11 protein-coding genes and 1 other RNA gene are annotated in these 19254 nt (G+C 60.4%); 11 read left to right on the top strand and 1 reads right to left on the bottom strand.

From position 1 onward, the window contains the following. The first annotated feature begins 85 nt into the window (after positions 1–85). The 11 genes from G536_RS30730 to ssrA all read left to right on the top strand — a co-directional run bounded on the left by G536_RS30730 (position 86) and on the right by ssrA (position 15740). Positions 86–3193 (top strand): tail fiber domain-containing protein, encoded by a 3108-nt coding sequence (locus G536_RS30730; RefSeq protein ID WP_022824293.1) that lies wholly within the window; start codon positions 86–88, stop codon positions 3191–3193. Between the two features lie 37 nt (positions 3194–3230). Next, entirely contained in the window at positions 3231–3785 is a 555-nt protein-coding gene (locus tag G536_RS0114310) for a lipocalin-like domain-containing protein (protein ID WP_022824292.1), read from the top strand. A 43-nt stretch (positions 3786–3828) separates the two neighbouring features. Then, positions 3829–4368, top strand: coding sequence for a DUF6252 domain-containing protein (locus G536_RS0114305; protein WP_022824291.1), 540 nt, complete (start codon positions 3829–3831; stop codon positions 4366–4368). A 47-nt stretch (positions 4369–4415) separates the two neighbouring features. Further along, positions 4416–5282 carry a carboxylesterase family protein gene (locus G536_RS27970; RefSeq protein ID WP_022824290.1) on the top strand — a complete coding sequence of 289 codons (867 nt, stop codon included), beginning with the start codon at positions 4416–4418 and terminating at the stop codon, positions 5280–5282. A gap of 118 nt (positions 5283–5400) precedes the next feature. Then, positions 5401–7734, top strand: coding sequence for an autotransporter outer membrane beta-barrel domain-containing protein (locus G536_RS0114290; RefSeq protein ID WP_022824288.1), 2334 nt, complete (start codon positions 5401–5403; stop codon positions 7732–7734). Continuing rightward, positions 7727–9190 (top strand): T9SS type A sorting domain-containing protein, encoded by a 1464-nt coding sequence (locus tag G536_RS30725; protein ID WP_022824287.1) that lies wholly within the window; start codon positions 7727–7729, stop codon positions 9188–9190. The genes G536_RS0114290 and G536_RS30725 overlap by 8 nt, the downstream gene beginning before the upstream one ends. 97 nt (positions 9191–9287) lie before the next feature. Continuing rightward, complete coding sequence (locus tag G536_RS32215; RefSeq protein WP_022824286.1) at positions 9288–9464, top strand: hypothetical protein; 177 nt, start codon at positions 9288–9290, stop codon at positions 9462–9464. A 120-nt stretch (positions 9465–9584) separates the two neighbouring features. Continuing rightward, positions 9585–11753: a prolyl oligopeptidase family serine peptidase gene (locus tag G536_RS0114275; protein ID WP_022824285.1), complete on the top strand. Its 2169-nt coding sequence runs from the start codon at positions 9585–9587 to the stop codon at positions 11751–11753. A gap of 152 nt (positions 11754–11905) precedes the next feature. Beyond that, positions 11906–14062: a prolyl oligopeptidase family serine peptidase gene (locus G536_RS0114270; protein WP_026880188.1), complete on the top strand. Its 2157-nt coding sequence runs from the start codon at positions 11906–11908 to the stop codon at positions 14060–14062. Between the two features lie 61 nt (positions 14063–14123). Next, on the top strand, positions 14124–15194 hold the full coding sequence (locus G536_RS0114265) for an OmpA family protein (RefSeq protein ID WP_022824283.1): 1071 nt from the start codon (positions 14124–14126) through the stop codon (positions 15192–15194). Between the two features lie 175 nt (positions 15195–15369). After that, positions 15370–15740, top strand: a transfer-messenger RNA (tmRNA) gene (ssrA, locus tag G536_RS31525). Between the two features lie 157 nt (positions 15741–15897). Here the strand turns inward: ssrA and G536_RS30720 are convergent. Next, positions 15898–18978 carry a zinc-dependent metalloprotease gene (locus G536_RS30720; RefSeq protein WP_084708625.1) on the bottom strand — a complete coding sequence of 1027 codons (3081 nt, stop codon included), beginning with the start codon at positions 18976–18978 and terminating at the stop codon, positions 15898–15900. Positions 18979–19254 lie beyond the last annotated feature (276 nt).

Here is a 19254-nt window from a genome sequence, read left to right as displayed (position 1 = left end):
CAGGTTTACAGATGATTGGCTACTGCGTTATATGTCGATTTTCGTGTCTGCTCGTCGTTCCTCTTTTTCCCTCTCCTCATTCGTCATGAAGCATTGTCTACTCTTTGGTTTCGTGTGGGTCGTGCTCAATGGCCTGGTGCAGCCCGTGCAAGCGCAGGTAGGCGTGGGTACTACCACCCCCGATGCTTCGGCCGCGCTGCACGTGAGTGCCACCAACAAAGGCGTGCTGTTTCCGCAGGTGAATCTGGCCTCACTCACCGATGCCGCCGCCGTACCTAACCCGGCCCCAAGCCTGCTGGTGTACAATACCAACGCCGCCCTAAGCGGCGGTGTAGGCTTCTACTATAACGCCGGCACCACCACCGCCCCTACCTGGACGAAACTCAACACGAGTGCTGCCCCAACTGGCGCCGGCTGGAGCCTCACCGGCAACGCCGCCACTAACCCCGCCATCAACTACGTGGGCACCACCGACCGGCAGCCGCTGGTGTTTCGCACCCAGGGCATCGAGCAAGCGCGGCTGGGCGTGAACGGCGCGTGGTGGCTAGGCGGGGCTCCCATCGGGTCCGCCAGCTACCCTGACAACAATTTGCTGCTTGGCTATCAGGCAGGTAATTCGCTGGGCCCAACTGCCGATATCAACAACCACTTTGTAGGGTATCAGGCGGGGCTGAATTCCACGGGTGCATTCAATCAGTTTACGGGTTTTCAGGCGGGCTACAACAGCACTTTCGGTGAGGAGAACTATTTCAGCGGAATGCGGGCTGGCTACGCTACAACCACTGGCAGCTACAACCACTTTGTAGGGTATCAGGCGGGCTTGGCGAATACCACGGCTTCGCGCAACCACTTCGAGGGCTACCGGGCCGGACAAAAAGCCACCGGCAGCAACAACTATTTCAGTGGGTATGATGCGGGCCTGGATAACACTACGGCTAGCAATAACCATTTCGTAGGCTACGAGGCCGGCAAACGCAACGTCACGGGCCAGAACAACTATTTCTCGGGCTACCAGGCCGGTGCCAACTCCACAGGCGGTTCCAACCATTTTGTTGGGTATCGGGCTGGTTTCAACAACGCTGGTGCAGGTATCAACCATTTCGAAGGGTATCAAGCGGGTTTCAGCAATACCACCGGCGAAGCCAATCACTTCAGCGGCTACAACTCGGGAGCCAGCAATACCACGGGCGCGCAGAACGTGTTTGTGGGCTACCGAACTGGCGACAGCAACACCAGTGGCCGCGACAACGTGGTGGTAGGCTACTATGCCGGGGCGGCAGGTACAACGGGCAGCCGCAATTTTTTTGTGGGCTTTCAGGCAGGCCAGAATGCCACCGGCAGCAACAACCACTTCAATGGCTACAACGCGGGAGTGAATACCACCACCGGCGAAAACAACTATTTCAGCGGGTATGATGCGGGCCACAGCAACACCACCGGCGAAAACAACTACTTTGAGGGCTACCGGGCCGGGTATGCCAATACCACGGGCCGCTACAACCACTTTATTGGCTACCAGGCCGGGTATGCCAATACCACGGCGTTTAACAGCCATTTCTCGGGCTACCAGGCCGGTACCAGCAATACCACTGGTGTCGAAAACCATTTTGAAGGCAACAACGCGGGCCGCTACAATACCACCGGTAACAACAATTTCTTTATTGGAAACGAGGCCGGCTATCAAAACGTAACCGGTAACACCAACACGTTTGTGGGCAATGGGGCCGGCACCGACAACGTAACGGGCAGCGGCAACCTGTTTGTGGGCTATCTGGCCGGGTGGCGCAGTACCGGCGGTGGCAACCACTTCGTGGGCCACCTGGCCGGCCAGTTCACTACCACCGGCATCAGTAACCACTTCGAAGGCTCTTTGGCCGGGCGGAATAACACGACAGGGGAGAAAAACTATTTCAGCGGCTACCAGGCCGGCCTGACCAATATCAGCGGCGACAACAACCTGTTTGTGGGCTATGGGGCCGGCAAGGCCAGTACGGCGAACAACAACCACTTCGTCGGCTACCAAGCAGGCAGCCGTATCACTACGGGCACCGGCAACCAGTTCGAGGGCTACCAGGCCGGCCTCAATAGCAGCGGCAGCGAGAACCTCTTTATTGGCTATGAATCGGGCTCGGCCACTGCCACCACGGCCCGCAACACGTTTGTGGGCTACCAGACCGGCAAGGCCAACGTGACGCCCGACAATCATTTTGTGGGTTATCAGGCTGGGCTGGCTAACACCAGCGGCACCCGCAACACCTTTGAGGGTAGCCGCGCCGGGGCCGGTAATACTGATGGCGACGACAACACTTACCTCGGCTACCAAGCCGGCGACGTGAGTTACAGCGGCAACGGTAATACCTTTCTCGGTGCCAATGCGGGCGGGCTCACCAATTTCGGCGACGACAATGTGTTTGTGGGCCGGCAGGCCGGACAAGGCAACCGCAACGCCAACGAAAGCACCTTCGTGGGAGCCCACGCCGGGGGCGGGGCGCGGTTCGGCCCCAGGAATGTGGCTCTGGGCTACTTCGCGGGCAACAACATCAGTACGGGCAACAGCAACACGCTGCTCGGGGCCAACGCCGACGTGGACAATGGCAGCCTGACCGGGGCAACGGCCCTGGGCTACGGGGCACGGGTAAGCCGGCAGAACGCCATGGCCTTCGGCAGCACGGATGTCACTTACTGGTCGTTTGGCCGCAGCTCCACCGACAACCTGGGCATCTGCCTGCAGGTGGGCGTGGCCAACAATTTCAACGGCAACGGTGCCTACCTCAGCAACGGCGGCACCTGGACCAACGCCTCCGATATCAACCTCAAGGAAAACATTGAGCCCGTGGAAGGCGCGCAGGTGCTGGGCCTAATCCGGCAGCTTCCCATTAGCCGCTGGGCCTACAAAGGCACGCGCGGCGAAACCCACCTCGGCCCAATGGCGCAGGACTTCTACCGCCTGTTCCACCTCGGCCTCAATAACACCAGCATCAGCACCATCGACCCGGCCGGGGTGGCACTGGCGGGCGTGCAGGAGCTGGCCAAGCAAAACGACCAGTTGAAGGCCGAGAACCAGCAACTCCGCCAGCAGCTACAAACCATTCAGGCCAGCCAAACCACCCTTGAAAGCCGACTGGCAGCGCTGGAACAGGCGCAGCCCCTCGCGCCCACTGCTGCTACAGCCCCTATGCCGCAGCTCCACTAGCCTTCTTTTTCCACAATCCTTTATTGCCTGATTTCCTATGAAACCATTGAAATTTCTCCGGCTACTAGCACTCCCCGGCCTAGCCCTTTTTGCGGCCAGCTGCGACAAAAACGACGAGGATAATTTGCCCTCGAAAGCCGCGCAGCTCACGGCCGTTACGTGGCGGGAAAGCAGCTCCTCGCTGGTGGTGAACGGCGTGGAAGGTATCCAGACCGTGCCCGTAGCCAGCGCCGACAGCTACAAATTCAGCTCCGATGGCAAAGTGGTGGTAACCGAGGCCAGCGGCACCGCCACCAACGGTACCTGGGCCCTGACCGACAACGACAACCAAGTGGCACTAACCATGGGCGGGCAAACCCAAACGCTCCAGGTCTTCACCTTGTCAGCCACCAATTTATCGTTGGGAACCAGCTTTACGGAGGCGCAGGTGAAGGCCTCGCTGGCCGGCCAAACTGTGCCAGGCATGCCCAACGGCTCGATTTCACTGCTGCTGTTGTCGGCGGGCGGCTTCACGTTCCCGCCCAACACGCCCACCCTTAATGCTAATACCATTACTAGCCTACAGGTGCGCACCAACATGGTGCCGAAGTAGCCGCGCTTTTCTTCCGGGCTTTCCACCCTAATCAGCTATTCCTATGCCTTCCTTCCGCTATTTCTACCGTTCCGTTGCGCCACTGCTGTGCGGGGTGCTGCTGCTGAGTGCCTGCGGCAACGACAAAGACGACGACGATGCCGCCACTGCCGGCGACGGTACCGTAACCTGGACCCACAACGGCACCACCTACACCAGCACAATGTATTCTGCGGCTGTTGTCGATGGGGTCAGTAAGCTGCTAGTCACGGGCGCCTCTGCGGACCTGAAAAACACCGTGTCGTTAGCCCTTGAGGGCATTGATACCAAGGGGGCCAACGCCTACGATTTACGCAAAGGCTCGGTGCTCGACAACCTACCCTCGGCGGCCCTTACGCTCAGCAACGGCACCACGGGCACGACCCACAACACGCTCTACGGCCCCAGCGCAAGCAACGGCACCATCACGGTAACCCAGTACGACAAGGCGGGGCAGAAAATCAGTGGCACGTTCAGCTTCACGGCGGGGGCAGTGCCCAACACCAGCGCCACCGGCACCCAGGCCGTCACCAACGGTAGCTTCAGCTTCACCAAGTTCCGGTAGGCGGCTAGCCGCGCATTTATTCAATTGTTTTTAGTTCTGCTCTCGCCATGAAATTATACGTTCTGCTGATCTGCCTGCTACTGTTCGGGTACCCCTCTGTACAGGCCCAAAACGCCGCTAAACAGCCTGAAACCGGCTTTCTGAAGCGTAGCGTGACGGTAGGCTCCCGTACTTACGCTTACCGCGTGTACGTACCCGCCAACTACAAGCCCGGCAAAGCCTACCCGGTGGTACTCTACCTGCACGGGGTGGGGGAGTGGGGCCAAGACAATGAGAAGCAGATGGGCGGCCCGAACCTGGGTAGCGTGATTCAGCTGTATTCTTACAAAGAGCCGTTATACAGCCAGTTTCTGGCGGTATTTCCGCAGGAGCCCGAGCCCGAGCTGTGGTTTGGTGAAGGTGCCGAGCAAGCAGTAAAAGCCCTCGACCAAACCGTAGCCGAGTTCAACGCTGACCCCGCGCGGCTCTACGTTACGGGCCTCTCGATGGGGGGCTACGGCATCTATTATCTGGTGGCCAAATACCCTGGCAAGTTTGCGGCGGCGGCTCCGGCAGCGGGCGGGGTGGTGGTGCCCGAATGGTTCACTCAGGCTTTTCCGTCGCCGATGCTTACTGCCTACAAAGGGCAGGCGCTGTACTCGTATCCGGCCACTGCCAAAGCTGTGAGCAGCACACCTTTCTGGGTGTTTCACGGGGCGAAAGACGAGGTAGTGCCCGTGACGGAATCCCGCCAGATGGTGGCGGCCCTGCAAGCCAACGGCCACCCTGCCAAATATACCGAGTACCCCACTGAGGGCCATTTTATAGCCGATAAGGTGTACACCGACCCTGCTTTCTGGCAGTGGCTGCTCGCTCAGAAGCTGCCCAATACCAAGCCGGCCACTGCCCCAGCTGCCGCCGGCGCCCGGCGCTAAGGCCAGTTTCTCACTACTCAACCACCGCTCCTAAGCTCCAACCTTAGGTCTGCTATGCAGCACGGCTTGGCCGTGGCCTTCATTTTCCAGCGTATCGTTTTCGCCTTCCTTCCACATCATGAAACTAGTGCTACAATTCTTCTTGCTGCTATTGCTGCTCCTGGCCTCTGCCTCACTCCGGGCACAGGTGGGCGTGGGCACCACCACGCCCGACAGCAAAGCCGCCCTCGACATCCAGGCTACCGACAAAGGCCTGTTGATTCCGCGCCTCACGCAGGCCCAACGCTTAGTCATTTCGCGACCCCCACAGGGCCTGATGGTGTACCAGACCGATGGAACGCCTACAGGCGGACCTCAAACTGGCTTCTGGTACTATGCCGGCGCGGGCGGTTGGGTGTTCGTGGAGCCCGCGGCCGGTGGTAGCGGTGTGGTGTTGCCTTACACTGGCTCGGCCAATGCTGTAGGCAGCGTGTTCCAGGTTACCAACTTGGGTGGTGGCATTGGGGTGCGGGGCGCTTCGGCCAGCGGGCAGGGGGTGGTGGGCCGCGTCAATGGCACTGGCCCCGGCCAGGGTGTGGTCGGCGCAAAAGGTACTAGCCTACCTACTATAGAAGATGCCGGCGTGGTAGGCCTGAGTGAAGCAGATTACGGCGTGTATGCCCGAAGCACCCAGGAAAGCGGTGTCGTTGGCCTTACCGACGGCAGCGCCGCCGGTGTGGCGGGCGTGCGGGGCCGCGCCACGGGGGCCGGCCTGGGCGTACTGGCTGAGTCGGGTAGTGGCGCGGCGGTGCAGGCAGCCAGCACCAGCGGCTACGGCGTGCAGGCCAGCTCGGGCAGCACGTCGGCTGTGTTTGGCTCGGCCAGCAATAACTCGATTAGCAACGGAGCCGTGGTAGGCACCAATACCAATGCCGGCAATAACGCCGTGGGCGTACTGGGCCTGACGCAAAATGGATGGGGCGTGCGCGGGGTGGCCTCGGCCAGCAATGGATTTGGGGTGGAAGGTGTAGGCACGGCCGGCTACGGTGTGCGCGGGCTCTCAACCAGCGGCAGCGGCATATATGGTCGTACGGATGCCGCTGGAGGCAGCGCCGCAGATGTGGCCGGAATGCAGGGGTATAGCAGCAGCAATACGGGCATCGGTGTTCTGGGCTCAGCGGGTAGCACAGGCGGCGGCACCGGCGTGCTGGGCAGTACCAACAGCGGCATTGGGGTGTGGGGCGTGGCTACTGCCAACGGAACAGGCGTGCGGGGGCAGACAGCCGGTGGCTATGCCGTACAAGGCGAGGCCACCGGTAACAACGGCACAGCCGTGTTTGGGGTAGCAACAGGCAATGCCTTCGGTGGGGTGTATGGCCAAGCTAGGAACAGCGCAGCCAATGCCGTGGTAGGAGAAGCCCAGGGCGCCGGGCGGGCAGGCTACTTTATCAAAAGCCTGAGCGCTAGCACGGCCAACGCGCTGGAAGTGCAGAACAACGGCCTGGGCCGCACGGGATTCTTCAGCCAAAATAACGCGGCTGGCACGGCCAACGCGCTGGAAGTGCAGAGTAGCGGCCAGGGCAATGCAGCCTACCTCAACCTGAACAATAGCGCCGCCTCGGCTAGCGCCCTAGAGCTGCAAAGCAATGCTGAGGGCTATACGCTGCAAATCACGTCTTTAAGCAATTATGATGACAATGGCTCTATTGCCTTTCGGCGGCCGGGCGCCAACAACCAGTCTGCTACCATTACCGCTAGCCGCATCAGTTCTTCAGGTGGGCCACGGGGCTTTCTGTCCATGGCCTGCCTGAACGCTGATAACCTCTTGCAAAAAGGGTTTATCATGGGAACTGCCATTCGGAACAACGCGCCAGCAATCAGCGGCCTACTACTCGATGATTGGCAGGTGAGTGGGCGTCTGGCCGTTACGGGTTCCTTGTCGAAGCCAGGCGGCTCGTTCAAAATAGACCATCCGCTCGACCCCGCCAACCAATATCTCTACCACAGCTTCGTGGAAAGCCCCGACATGATGAACGTCTACAACGGCAACGTGGTGCTTGATGCCAGCGGCGCGGCCACGGTGGCGCTGCCCGACTACTTCGAGGCCCTCAACCGCGACTTTCGGTACCAGCTTACGCCCATCAGCGCCGCTTTCACGCCCTACGTGCTGGCCGAGGTCAGCGGCAACCAGTTTCGCATTGCCGGGCAGCCGGGCGGCAAGGTGAGCTGGCAGGTGACGGGCATCCGACATGATAAGTGGGCCGACACCCATCGTATTCCGAATGCCGAGCGGAAAGAGCCGGAAAACCAGGGCAAGTACCTGCACCCGGCGCTGTTTGGTCAGCCCGAAAGTCAGGGCATAGGGTACGAGCTGAGCGAAAGAACGGCGCAGGCAGGCAAGCCCGGTTCAGGTAGCCCGGCAGTACCCTCTAAGGCTACCACCGCTACCCCAACTGTTTCGCGCCATGACTAAGCTACTCACTTCCCGGCGCTACGGGCCGCTTGTGGCGTTAGTGGCCGCCGCGCTGCCATTATCCACGCAGGCGCAGCTTGCGGTGCCCGCCGGCAGCACGCTGAGTGTAAGCAGCGGCAGCACGCTCAGCGTGACGGGCGCGGTGCTGAATGCTGGTACCCTCAGCAACGAGGGCACCGTACAGCTCACCGGCAACCTCAGCAGCATCGGCATCCTGAGTGGCACCACCGGTCAACTGAAACTAACCGGCACCAGTACCCCCCAAACCCTGAACGTTACCAGCCTCGTACCGGCCCTAGAAATACTGAACCCGCAGGGCGCCACGCTGGCAGGGCCGTTGCGGGTGCGGCAGTTGGCCCTTACAGGCGGTGCGGTTCGGCTGGGGGCACACATACTTACATCTACCACCGGCGGCAGTATTACCGGCGTTGATGGGGCTGCGGGGCGCTTCATTATCACCGATGGTGCGGGTATGTTGCAGCAACAGGTAGGTACCACGGCCCGGCTATTTCCAGTGGGCGCCAGCGCCACCAGCTACGCACCCGCCACCCTTGCCCGCTCTGCTGGCTCTGGGCTGTATGAGCTGCGCCCGGCCAGCGGCTTCCTCAGCAATGGCAGCACTGGTACCCCACTTACCACCGATGCCGTGGGCCTGCACTGGGAACTAACGCCGCCCGATGCCGTGCCATTCACTCTTACTGTGCAGTGGCAAACTGCCGACGAGCTATCCAACTTCACCCGCGCCCAATCGGCGCTGGGGCGCTGGAATGGCACGGCATATGGGTTGGAAGAAGCCTTTGGGCCGGTGGGTGGTGCGCCGCCTTACAGTCGCACCGTGAGTGGTCTTACCAACGCTGGCCCCTACGTGGTCCTCGACCGCCAGGCCCCGCTGCCCGTGGAGCTGACGCGGTTTGAGGCTACCCGGCCCACTGGTCAGCCGCGGGTGTTGCTGAACTGGACCACGGCTTCCGAGCAAGACAATGCCGGCTTCGAGGTGCAGCGCCAGGATGAAGGCCAGACTACCTTTCGGCGCGTGGGCTTCGTGGCTGGGCGCGGCACCACCAGCGCCGCCGCTGAATACACCTTCCAAGACCCCAACGACTTTCGCGGCCTGAGCTACTACCGCCTCCGCCAGCTCGACCAAAACGGCACCGAAAGCTTCTCGCCGGTACGCACGGTGGCGGGCTTAGCGGGTGGTGCGTCATTCAGTGTGGCCGTGTATCCCAACCCCGTAGCCCCGCAAGGCATCCTCACGCTGGAAGCCACCGGCCCGCTGCCCGCTGGCCTTCAACTTACTCTCTACGCCGCCGATGGCCGTGTGGTGCGCCGCTTTAATTGGCCCACCGGCCAAGCGCAACACAAGCTATCTGCCGACCTGCCCGCCGGAGCTTACTGGCTGCGCTACCATGCTCCCAATGGCACTGCCGGCACGCTGCCAATGCTGGTGAGCGAATAGCCTGCTCCAGTAAACGTGCCGTGCAGTACCTAATCAGGCACCCACCGCAGTGTTCTTTTTGCTCCGATCAGTTCTACCTCTCTACCCCGTTCACACTATGAAAACTGCTGCTATTGTCCTGAAAATTCTGTTCGTTTTGCTGCTTGTTATTACCGTAGCGTTGGCCGCCTTCCAGCTCCGGCAGGCTCGATACCAGGCCGCCGACCCGGCTTTCCGCCAACCTGCCTCAGCGGCGCCTTCCGTGTACGCCTACGCCCGGCCCGGCGCCCAATAGTCACATGATTGTGTGATTGTGCGAGGCATACATTTTTCCGTGCTTGAGCCTCGCCCTGATTTGCCTTTCCCAGCTGATAATCCGGACAGAATTTCTCTACTCCTTTCGTTGCTCGTACTCATGAAAACAATAGTATTTCTGGCGGGTCTGCTGAGCGCCGCTGCTGCGGTGGCGCAGCCCACCGCCCCCTCGGTGCCAGCTACCGACACGTACTTCGGGGTGAAAGTAGAGGACCCCTACCGCAACCTCGAAAACCTGCAAGACCCCACCGTGGCCGCCTGGATGAAAGCGCAGAGCGAGTACGCCCGCAAAACCCTGGATGGCATTCCGGGTCGGCAGAAGCTTATCGACCAGATGGTGGAATTCGATAAGCGCAAAGCCACTAAGGTGACCGAGTTGCGCGTGGCCGACAACGACCGGTACTTCTACTTCAAGTCGCGGCCCGAAGACCAGCAGCCCAAGCTCTACTGCCGCGAAGGCTACAAGGGCGCCGAAACGCTGCTCTTCGACCCCGAGACGTTCGAGCCAGGGAAAGTGTTCAACATCAGTGGCTTTGCGCCCACCAACGACGGTTCGAAAGTATCGTTCGGTATCAGTGAGAAAGGAGCGGAATTGGGGCGCATGCTGATCATGGACGTTAAAACCCGCAAGCTCTACCCCGAGCAAATACCCCTTACGCGCGGCGGCGGCGAGTGGCTGCCCGACAACCAGAGCCTTACGTACGTGCCCTACAACAACGGTGACCTGAAAAATATGGCCGCCCGCCAGAACACGCAGTGCCGCCTGCACCGCGTGGGTACGCCCGCCAGCCAGGACCAAATCATTTTCTCGGCGCAGCTCAATCCCAAGCTTGGCATCAAGCCCTCCGACTACCCCTACGCCGGCATCGACCGGGACACCAACCTGGCTTACGGCTTCCTGTATTCCGTGGACCGCTACCTACACGGCTACTATGCCCCCGCTGCCACGCTCAGCAAGCCCAACGTGCCCTGGCAGCCACTGTTTCGGCCCGCCGATGAGGTAACCAATTTCGTTTCCGACGAGCGATACATCTACTTCGTGACGTCGAAGAACACGCCGCGCCAGAAGGTGATGCGCATGCTGGCCACCAAGCCCAACGTGGCCACCGCTGAAGTGCTGGTGCCCGAAAGTGCCAACGAGGCCGTCATCGACGAGCAGCTGAAAACCACCAAAGACGGCCTCTACTTTGTGCGCGCCCGCAACGGCGTGCAAGCTAAGCTCTACTTCGTGCCGAAAAACTCGAAAACGGTGCGCGAGCTGAAGCTGCCGCAAGCTGCGGGGCGGTTGGAATTGGTAGCCAAAAACGCGCAGTCGTCGGACTTGTGGGTGACGCTGGGTGGCTGGACTACGGACCGCCAGCGCTACCGCTACGAGGTGGCTGGCAGCGGCAAGTTTGTGGCCGAGCCCTTGTCGTCGGAAACGCAGTACCCGGAGTTTGCCGATTTGGTGGTGGAAGAACTGATGGTGCCCTCGCACGACGGCGTGCTGGTGCCACTGTCGTTGGTGTACAAGAAAGGGCTGAAGCGCGACGGTACCACACCCGTGCTGATGGTAGGGTACGGCGCGTATTCGCAGACGCTGGCGCCTACCTTGATGCCGACATTCTTACTGTGGACGCAGCAAGACGGGATTCTGGCGTGCCCGCACGTGCGCGGCGGCGGTGAACTGGGGGAGGATTGGCACAAAGCCGGCCAGAAAACCACCAAACCCAACACCTGGAAAGACTTAATTGCCTGCGCTGAATACCTCACCAAAAACAACTATACCGCCCCTGGCAAAATAGCCATCAACGGCGGCAGCGCCGGGGGCATCCTCATCGGGCGGGCCATGACCGAGCGGCCCGATTTGTTTGCCGCCGCCATTCCGGAGGTAGGTTGCCTGAACGCCGTGCGCATGGAAAACTCGCCCAACGGCCCGGTCAATATCCCGGAGTTCGGGACTATGGCCAAGGCCGATGAGGCCAAGGCGCTGCTGGAAATGGATGCCTACCTGCACCTCAAGCCCGGTGCTAAATACCCCGCTACGCTCGTTACGGCCGGTTTCAACGACCCGCGCGTCATTGCCTGGCAACCGGCCAAGTTTGCCGCCCGCCTGCAAGCCACCAACGCCTCCGGCAAGCCCATCCTCTTTTTCACCGACTATGATGCGGGCCACGGCATGGGCGATTCCAAGCAGAAGCAGTTTGAAAGCATAGCTGATTTGATGGCCTTCGGGCTCTGGCAAACGGGCACACCTGGCTTCCAACCTCTCGCCACTGCCGTGAAATAAAGCGGCTATCAACCAACACAGATAGGCCGCAGTGCCCGTCGGTAGTCAACCGGCCAAGTATCTGGGTGCCGATGTATAGCACATCAGACCTGCCCCGTGCTGGTAAGTGGAGACGCACTGTAGCTTAACAACCAACAACTAGTAACTCATCTATGCGTTTTTTAACGCCCGTCCTGCTTTCCTTTCTAGCAACATTGCATGCCGCGGCCCAGCCCGGCCGGCCGCCAGCAGCCATGGTGCAGAACGTTACGGACCGGTACTTCGGTACCACCGTCATCGATCCGTACCGCTGGATGGAGCAGCCCGGACCAGCCTTCGATACCTTCCTGAAGAAGCAGGCCACCTACACCGACAGTGCCTTGGCCAAGCTGCCGCTTCGGGCGGCGCTGCTGGCCCGCCTGAACGAGCTGGATAAGGGCGCGGCGGCGCCGGCGGGTGGCGTACAACTGCTGCCGGGCGAGGTGTATCTGTACCTGAAAGCCCCGGCGGGCAGCCAAACCCCTAAGCTGTACCGCCGTCAGGGTATCAGTGGCGCGGAAACGTTGCTTATCGACCCTGACCGTTTCAAAACGGCCACCGAGCAGTATAGTATCAGCTACTTCGTGCCCTCGCCCGACAACAGCCGTATTGCGTACGCTATAGCCGCCAACGGCTCGGAAAAGCCCACGCTGCACATCCTCGATGTGGCCACCGGCAAAGACCTGTCGGAAACCATACCGCGCATGGATTGGGAGTACGCCCGCCCAGAATGGCACCCCGATGGCCGCTCGTTTTTTTACACCCAAATGCGCGCCTGGCCGGCCGGCGCCCCCGTCACCGACCTGCAAAAAAACAAGCAGGTGCGGCTGCACATCCTCGGCACCGACCCCGCCCGCGACCAGCTGATTCTGGAAGCCGGGAAGGCGGGGCGTGTGGCCCTGGATGCCGCCGATACGCCCATCTTACTTACACTTACCCACACACCCTCGCCGTTTGTGCTGGCCCTGGTCAAGCACGGCGACGCCGGCGAAGTCTCGCTCTACCGCGCCCCGCTGGCCAGCATCGGCCAGCCGAATACGCCGTGGGTGAAAATCTGCGGGCGGGCTGATGAAGTCCGCTCGTTTGTGGCCCACGAAGACGACCTGTACCTGTTGACCTCGAAAGGCGCGTCCCGGTTCAAGATTGTGCGCACCAGCCTTGCTAAACCCAACCTGGCTACCACCGAAACCGTGGTGCCGCCCGGCCCGGCCCTGCTCGATGCCATGAGCCCCGCCGCCGACGGCCTGTACGTATCGGAAGTGCGCGGTGGGCTCGATGAAACCTGGCGCATTGCCTGGAAAGGTAAGCCTGTGCCCGAGCGGATTTTGGCGCCCAATGCCCCGGCCTGTTTCGTGGCGGGCACCAACCACCTGCTGCCCGGTGCCCTCATTGCCTCCACCGCCTGGACTGGCAATGGCCTGGCCTACCGCTACAATCCCGCCACCAAGCAGTTCACCGATACCGGCCTGCTCCCCAAGCACCCGCTGGAAGAAGCGGCGGGCCTGGAGTCGAGGGAGGTGCAGGTGCCCAGCCACGACGGTACTCTGGTGCCGCTGTCCATTGTGTACAAGCGCGGCCTGGTGCTCAACGGCCAGAACCCCACCTTGCTCACTGGCTACGGCGCATACGGCAAGATTCAGTACCCGTATTTCGACCCCGAAGCCCTGGCCTGGTTCGAGCAGGGCGGCGTGTTTGCGGTGGCCCATGTGCGCGGCGGGGGCGAACTGGGGGAGGAGTGGCATAAGGCCGGCCAGAAGCTCACCAAGCCCAACACTTGGAAGGATTTTATTGCCTGTGCCGAGTATCTGGTGAAGGAAAAATACACTAGCCCCGCGCACCTGGCCGGCGAAGGCACCAGCGCCGGTGGCGTCCTCATCGGAAGGGCCATCACCGAACGGCCCGACCTGTTTGGGGCCGCTGTTATCAATGTGGGGATGCTGGATGCGCTGCGGTTTGAAACCACCGCCAACGGCGTGCCCAACATCCAGGAATTCGGCACCACCACCGACTCGGCCGGCTTTCGGGGGCTCCGGCAGATGAGTGCCTTCCACCACGTGCAGCAAGGCACCCGCTACCCCGCCGTACTGCTCACCACCGGCACCAACGACCGGCGGGTGGAAGCCTGGCAGACCGCCAAGATGGCCGCGCGCCTGCAAGCTGCCACCAACAGCAGCAAGCCCGTGCTGCTCCGCGTCGATTATAGTGCCGGCCACGGTGCCGGTGCCTCGCGCCAGCAGCGCAACGAAAAGCAAGCCGATACCTACGCTTTCCTGTTGGAATGGCTGAAATGAGCTAGTGCTGCCCGGCCTTCTGCTACAGTGAAATTTATCTACTTCTTCATCCTAATGCATTATGCTGAAATCAACTGCTTTCCTGCTGCTGGCTGGGGCACTGCTAACGGCCTGCTCGTCCGATAAAGCCCCTACCAACACCACTGCTACCGAAACTACGGCTGCCGCACCGGAAACTCCCGTTGCCAAACCCGCTCCCGCGGCAGCGGCTCCGGTAGCGGCCACCGTGGCCCCTGCGGCCCCGGCCGGCTTCGACCCAAGCACCGTGCCGGTTTCATCGGCCAAGCCGGGTGCGTTTCCATTTGTGAGCTTGCTGGATGGCTATCAGAAAATGACCCGCGAAAACGAGCCCGGTAACTCAGCCAAAGACTACCTGCGTGATGTTGCCTACGACCAGTACGAGTTCTTCGATGGCACCAAGCTGATTCCGGTGGAAGGCCGGCTTTACACGGTGCGAGCCATGGGCAAGGGTGCCTCCATCTTTCAGGTGCAGAAAACCTACGAGAAGCTCATCAAAGACCTGGGCGGGGTGAAAGTATTCGAAGGCAAAGGCAAGCAGATGAGTGAGCTGAAAGTGAAGTTCGACGACAAGCGCCACCGGGCCTACAACCTCGACTACGACCAGATGGGCGTGTACATGACCCGCCTACCCGACCGGGAAATTTGGGTGGAAGCCTACAAAACCTGGAACGACAGTGACAACGACAATTACTGGCTGACCGTGGTGGAAAAGAAAGCCCTACCCATGCAAGCCAGCGCACTGCCCGCCGAGGAGCTGAAAAAAGCGCTGGACACCAACGGCCACGTGGCTCTCTACATCAACTTCGACACCGATAAAGCCAGCATCAAGCCCGAATCGGAGCCGGTGGTGGCCGAAGTGTCGAAGCTGCTCACGGCTAACCCCACCTTACGCCTCACTGTGGAAGGCCACACCGACAACAGCGGCACTCCCGCCCACAACCAGCAGCTCTCCGACCAACGCGCCCAAGCCGTAGTAGCTGCCCTCGCCACCCAAGCCGGCGCCGGTCCGCGCCTGAAAGCCATTGGCTACGGCCAAACCAAGCCGCTGACCGACAACAGCACGGAGGAAGGCAAAGCCAAAAACCGCCGGGTAGAGTTGGTACGGCTGTAAGTGTTGCTCAAGGCGAAGTTAGAAATTCGAGTTGGTAGCGTAACGCCGTTACCTAGATTTCGTGCGCTGGTTAGAAGTAGCAAACGGGAACATTTTCACCGTCTTGCAACGTTTTGTGGCTGATGTGCGTACATTCGCACCCCGTCCTTCGTGGCGGGTTCGTTCTTTTACAACTGGGGCTGACCGGAATTGACAGCTTGTGCAAGTCACGAGTAAGCGTGTCGGGAGTTGAGTGAATCTCCCGCCAAAAAATCATTCAAACAACAACCGGCGAGTATAGCTACGCCATGGCTGCTTAGTCTAGGTACTAAGTAATTGCCATCGTCCCGCATCCGTCTTCCTTTTCACGGGTGAGTTCGGGGCGTCGTAAGTATTAGGATAGCTTTGGTGGCGCTGCGACGCCAAGGCGAAACTCAAGCAGATAAGGGTAAACCAAGGGCCTGATGTGCGCCTGGGATACCTCGAAAATCTAAGCATAGATACACACGTAGAAAGCTCGATGGGTTCCTTGTCTGGACCAGAGTTCGAATCTCTGCAGCTCCACAGTAGTATTTGAAAAACCCTCTCAGATTGTTTCTGAGAGGGTTTTTTGTTTTCAAGAGTATGGGTAGTAGGTGATGCGCTGGGTACAGCCAACGCCAAAAAATAGCCCCGACACCGTAAACGGGTCGGGGCTATGGAAAGCGCTAAAGCAGGCTGACGCTTACTTGTTCAATACTAAGCGCTGGGTAACGGTTTTGCCGGCGCTGATGAAGCGGCAGGTGTAAAGGCCCGCCGTGAGGCCAGTGCCATTAAAGGTCCGCTCATACACCTGGCCTTGCTGGGCAACGCCTTCGTAGAGCGTGGCTACCAACTGGCCTAGGGAGTTATACACCTGTACTTGGGCCAAACCGGTTTGCGCCGCTTCGAAGCGGAAAGTGGCCTGCTCTTTGGCCGGGTTGGGGTACACTTGCAGCTTGCTTAACTCAGCTGAGGCACTTGCGGCTACGGCTCCCGTTCTGGTAGCTACGGCGCTGGTGCAGGTAGCATCACCTACTAGCAGCACGGTTACGGTCTGGGTAGCCACGTTGCCAGAATTATCGGTGACGGTTACGGTTACGGGGTTCGGGCCGACGTTGGCGCAGGTGAAGGTGCTCGGGCTAATGCGCACCGAGGCAATACCGCAGTTGTCGGTGCTACCGTAGTCAATGTCGGCGGCCTGAATAGTGCGGGTGCCGTTTTCCAAGCGCGTCTGTAAGCCAGCGGCCAGAATGGTGGGGGCCGTGTTGTCAACCACCACTACTGTTACGGTTTGTGCGGTGGTGTTGCCTGCGTTGTCGCGCACGGTGATGGTTACCTGATTAGGGCCCACGTTGGCGCAAGTGAAGCGGGTTTTGTCGAGGGTCAAGGAGGCCACGCCGCAGTTATCAGTGCTGCCGTAGTCCACGTCGGCGGCCTCAATGGTGCGAGTACCGTTGGCTTCCAGCGCCACAATAAAGCCGGCGGCCAATACGGTCGGGGCCTGGCGGTCTTGCACCGTCACGGTAAACGAGCCGGTGGCGGTGCCGCCGCAGCTGGTAGCCGTAACGGTTACCGTGGTAATACCCACCGGGAAAACGTACGGCGACGTAATGGGCGTGTTGCCGATGCTGTAGCTTACGGTGGGGGCGGGCGTACCGCTTACCGATGCCGCGAAAGGCACGCTGGCGCTGCACAGGTTGGCATCGGCGGCTACGGTCAGGTTGGTTAGGGCACCAAGTACTGGCCGTTCGCAAGGCGTGATAGAGAAGTCGGCGTTGGAAATGTCGAAGAAGTAGTTGTCGGCAGCTTCCACCATAATGCGGGCCGTGGTAGTGGCTACGTTCGGTACGGTAACCGCAGCCGAGCCGTCGTTGGGCGTGTTGGCGAGCAATACCGTAGGGTACGTCAGGCCACCATCGGTGGAGAGACGAATGTTGACGGTGGCGCAGTTCACGCCGTTGGCATCGGTGCCGGCTACGTCCCAGGTAACAGGCTGGGAAGTGCCGCCCGCCCAGCTCATGGCCGCGTTGGGCATGGATACCAAGAACGGACCAGCAGCACTAGTTGAGTTCAGGCTAACAATAGTGCTGCTGTTGAGGCCGCCTACCACACCTTGCGCGCCATTATGTTCGTCGCGCAGCGTCACCCGGAAGTTGAGCGGGCGCGTTACGGTAGGCAGCCGCTCGGCGCTAGAGCTGGTGTTCGTAATAATGTCGCTCAGGCTCGGGAAATAGCGCGTAGGGCTGGTAGTGGGATTGAACGAGCGGAACAGTGGTATCGTCTGGCCCGGAATCTGAGCAGCTACGAGGGTAGCAGCAGCGCCCCGGTCGTATTGCTCCCAGTTGTATGTCAAGGCATCACCATCAGCATCCGAACCCACGGCCGTTAGCTTGAAAGGTGTGTTGATGGGCAATACTTTGCCGCTAGCGGGCAGCTCTACAGAAGGCGGCGTGTTGCCGGTAGCCGTTGCGGTGCCGCAAGTGGCGTTGTTTACAACCGTCTGAATTTCCTCGTAGCTCTCCACGTGGAAATAGGGGTCGGAGTTGCGCTGTACGTTGTCGGCGGCGCAAATACCGGCGTAGGCCATGATGGTGGTACCGGAACCAGGCTCGTAGGCGTGTAAAGCCGAGCGGTTGCCGCCAGCGCAGCTGCCCAATGGGCTATTAAACGTGTGGTTGCCGCCGAACTGATGGCCAATTTCGTGAGCCACGTAGTCGATGTAGAAGGCGTCGCCAATGGGCGAGGTCAGACCGGTTACGCCCCGTGCCTTCTGGGTGTCACGGCACAGCACGCCCAGGCCTGCTACGCCGCCGCCGCCCGTGCTAAACACGTGCCCGATGTCGTAGTTGGCCGCCCCAATCAGGTTGGTTAGGTTGGTTTGGTTCTGGCCTAGCATCGTGCTGCCGCTGTTGTTGGTGTACGGGTCAGTGGTAGCGTCGGTGTACACCAGTTGGCTGTTGTTGGCTATCAGTATCAGGCGCACGGCCAGCTCTTTCTCGTACACGCCCACCACGCGGTTTATGGCCGTTACGATGGCTGCCTGGCCTTGGGCCACTGTGCCACCGTGGAAGGCCGTGTACTCGCCGGTAGCGGCTACGGCCAACCGGAACGTGCGCAATCCAGTGCCCGCCACGCGTTGGGCCGAGGTAGTATTTCCGGCGCTACGCTGGGCCGGACTTACCTCGTTCACGTCGCAGGCGAAGGGTTGCATCTGCATGTCGCGGTGGTAGAAGCTCAGGTAGTGCTCCTGGTCGGTGGCACTTACCGGGTCGATGTACACCGTGCCTTTAGTCGACAGCACCTGCGCGTGGAAGCCAAGCGGCGTCACGTCGAGCCGGACGCTGGCTGTGGGGTCACTCACGCCCACGCCGCTATACGTTTTGATGCTGGGGAACTGGGCCGCCAGCGCTGGTTCCATCACCGGCGACTCTACCACCCGAAACTGTTCGGTGGTACCATTCGGCAGGGGCAGTGAAAACAGCAGGGGCGTAGCACCAGCCCGGCTTTCCAGTGGGGCCGCCGCCAATACCGTCCGCATGGCGGTAGCATCAAGGGTGAGGGGCCGGGCCTGGCGTAGCGCCGCCGCCATAGGCGACTGGGAAGCGGCCCGGCGAGCCGCTACATCCTCCTGAAATAATGCCGGTGTGGAGCGTTGCTGGGCTTGCGCACCGGTAGCGCCCAACAGCGTGAACAGTAGGCCCATCGTGCCCGGTAGCAGCGAAGTAGCCTTGCTCCTAAGAGCCTTGGCGCAGCCAGAAAATGGTGATACGTACGTGTGTTTCATAGAAAAAAGATAGGTTGGAAAGAACAAGGGGTAAGCAACTGGCTACAAGCTCCACTGTTGAACACACAGCTTTTTCAGTATGCTAGGTATAGCACCAATGTAAGTTTTAATTTATCCCGAAAGGCATTCGAGGATAGTATTTCATCATATTCTACTCTGTTTTCAACCCTGCACTACCGTCATCAACAAGCTTAAAGCACTAGGGTAGTGGACGGCAGCCCAACAAAGGCCCTCAGGCTACGCGTAGCGAAGCCTGAGGGCCTTTGATATATAAAA

It is taken from the genome of Hymenobacter norwichensis DSM 15439, assembly GCF_000420705.1.
GTDB lineage: Bacteria > Bacteroidota > Bacteroidia > Cytophagales > Hymenobacteraceae > Hymenobacter > Hymenobacter norwichensis.
The sequence above is the reverse complement of the archived record's forward strand: the minus strand, read 5'-3'. Positions and strand labels throughout refer to the sequence as shown.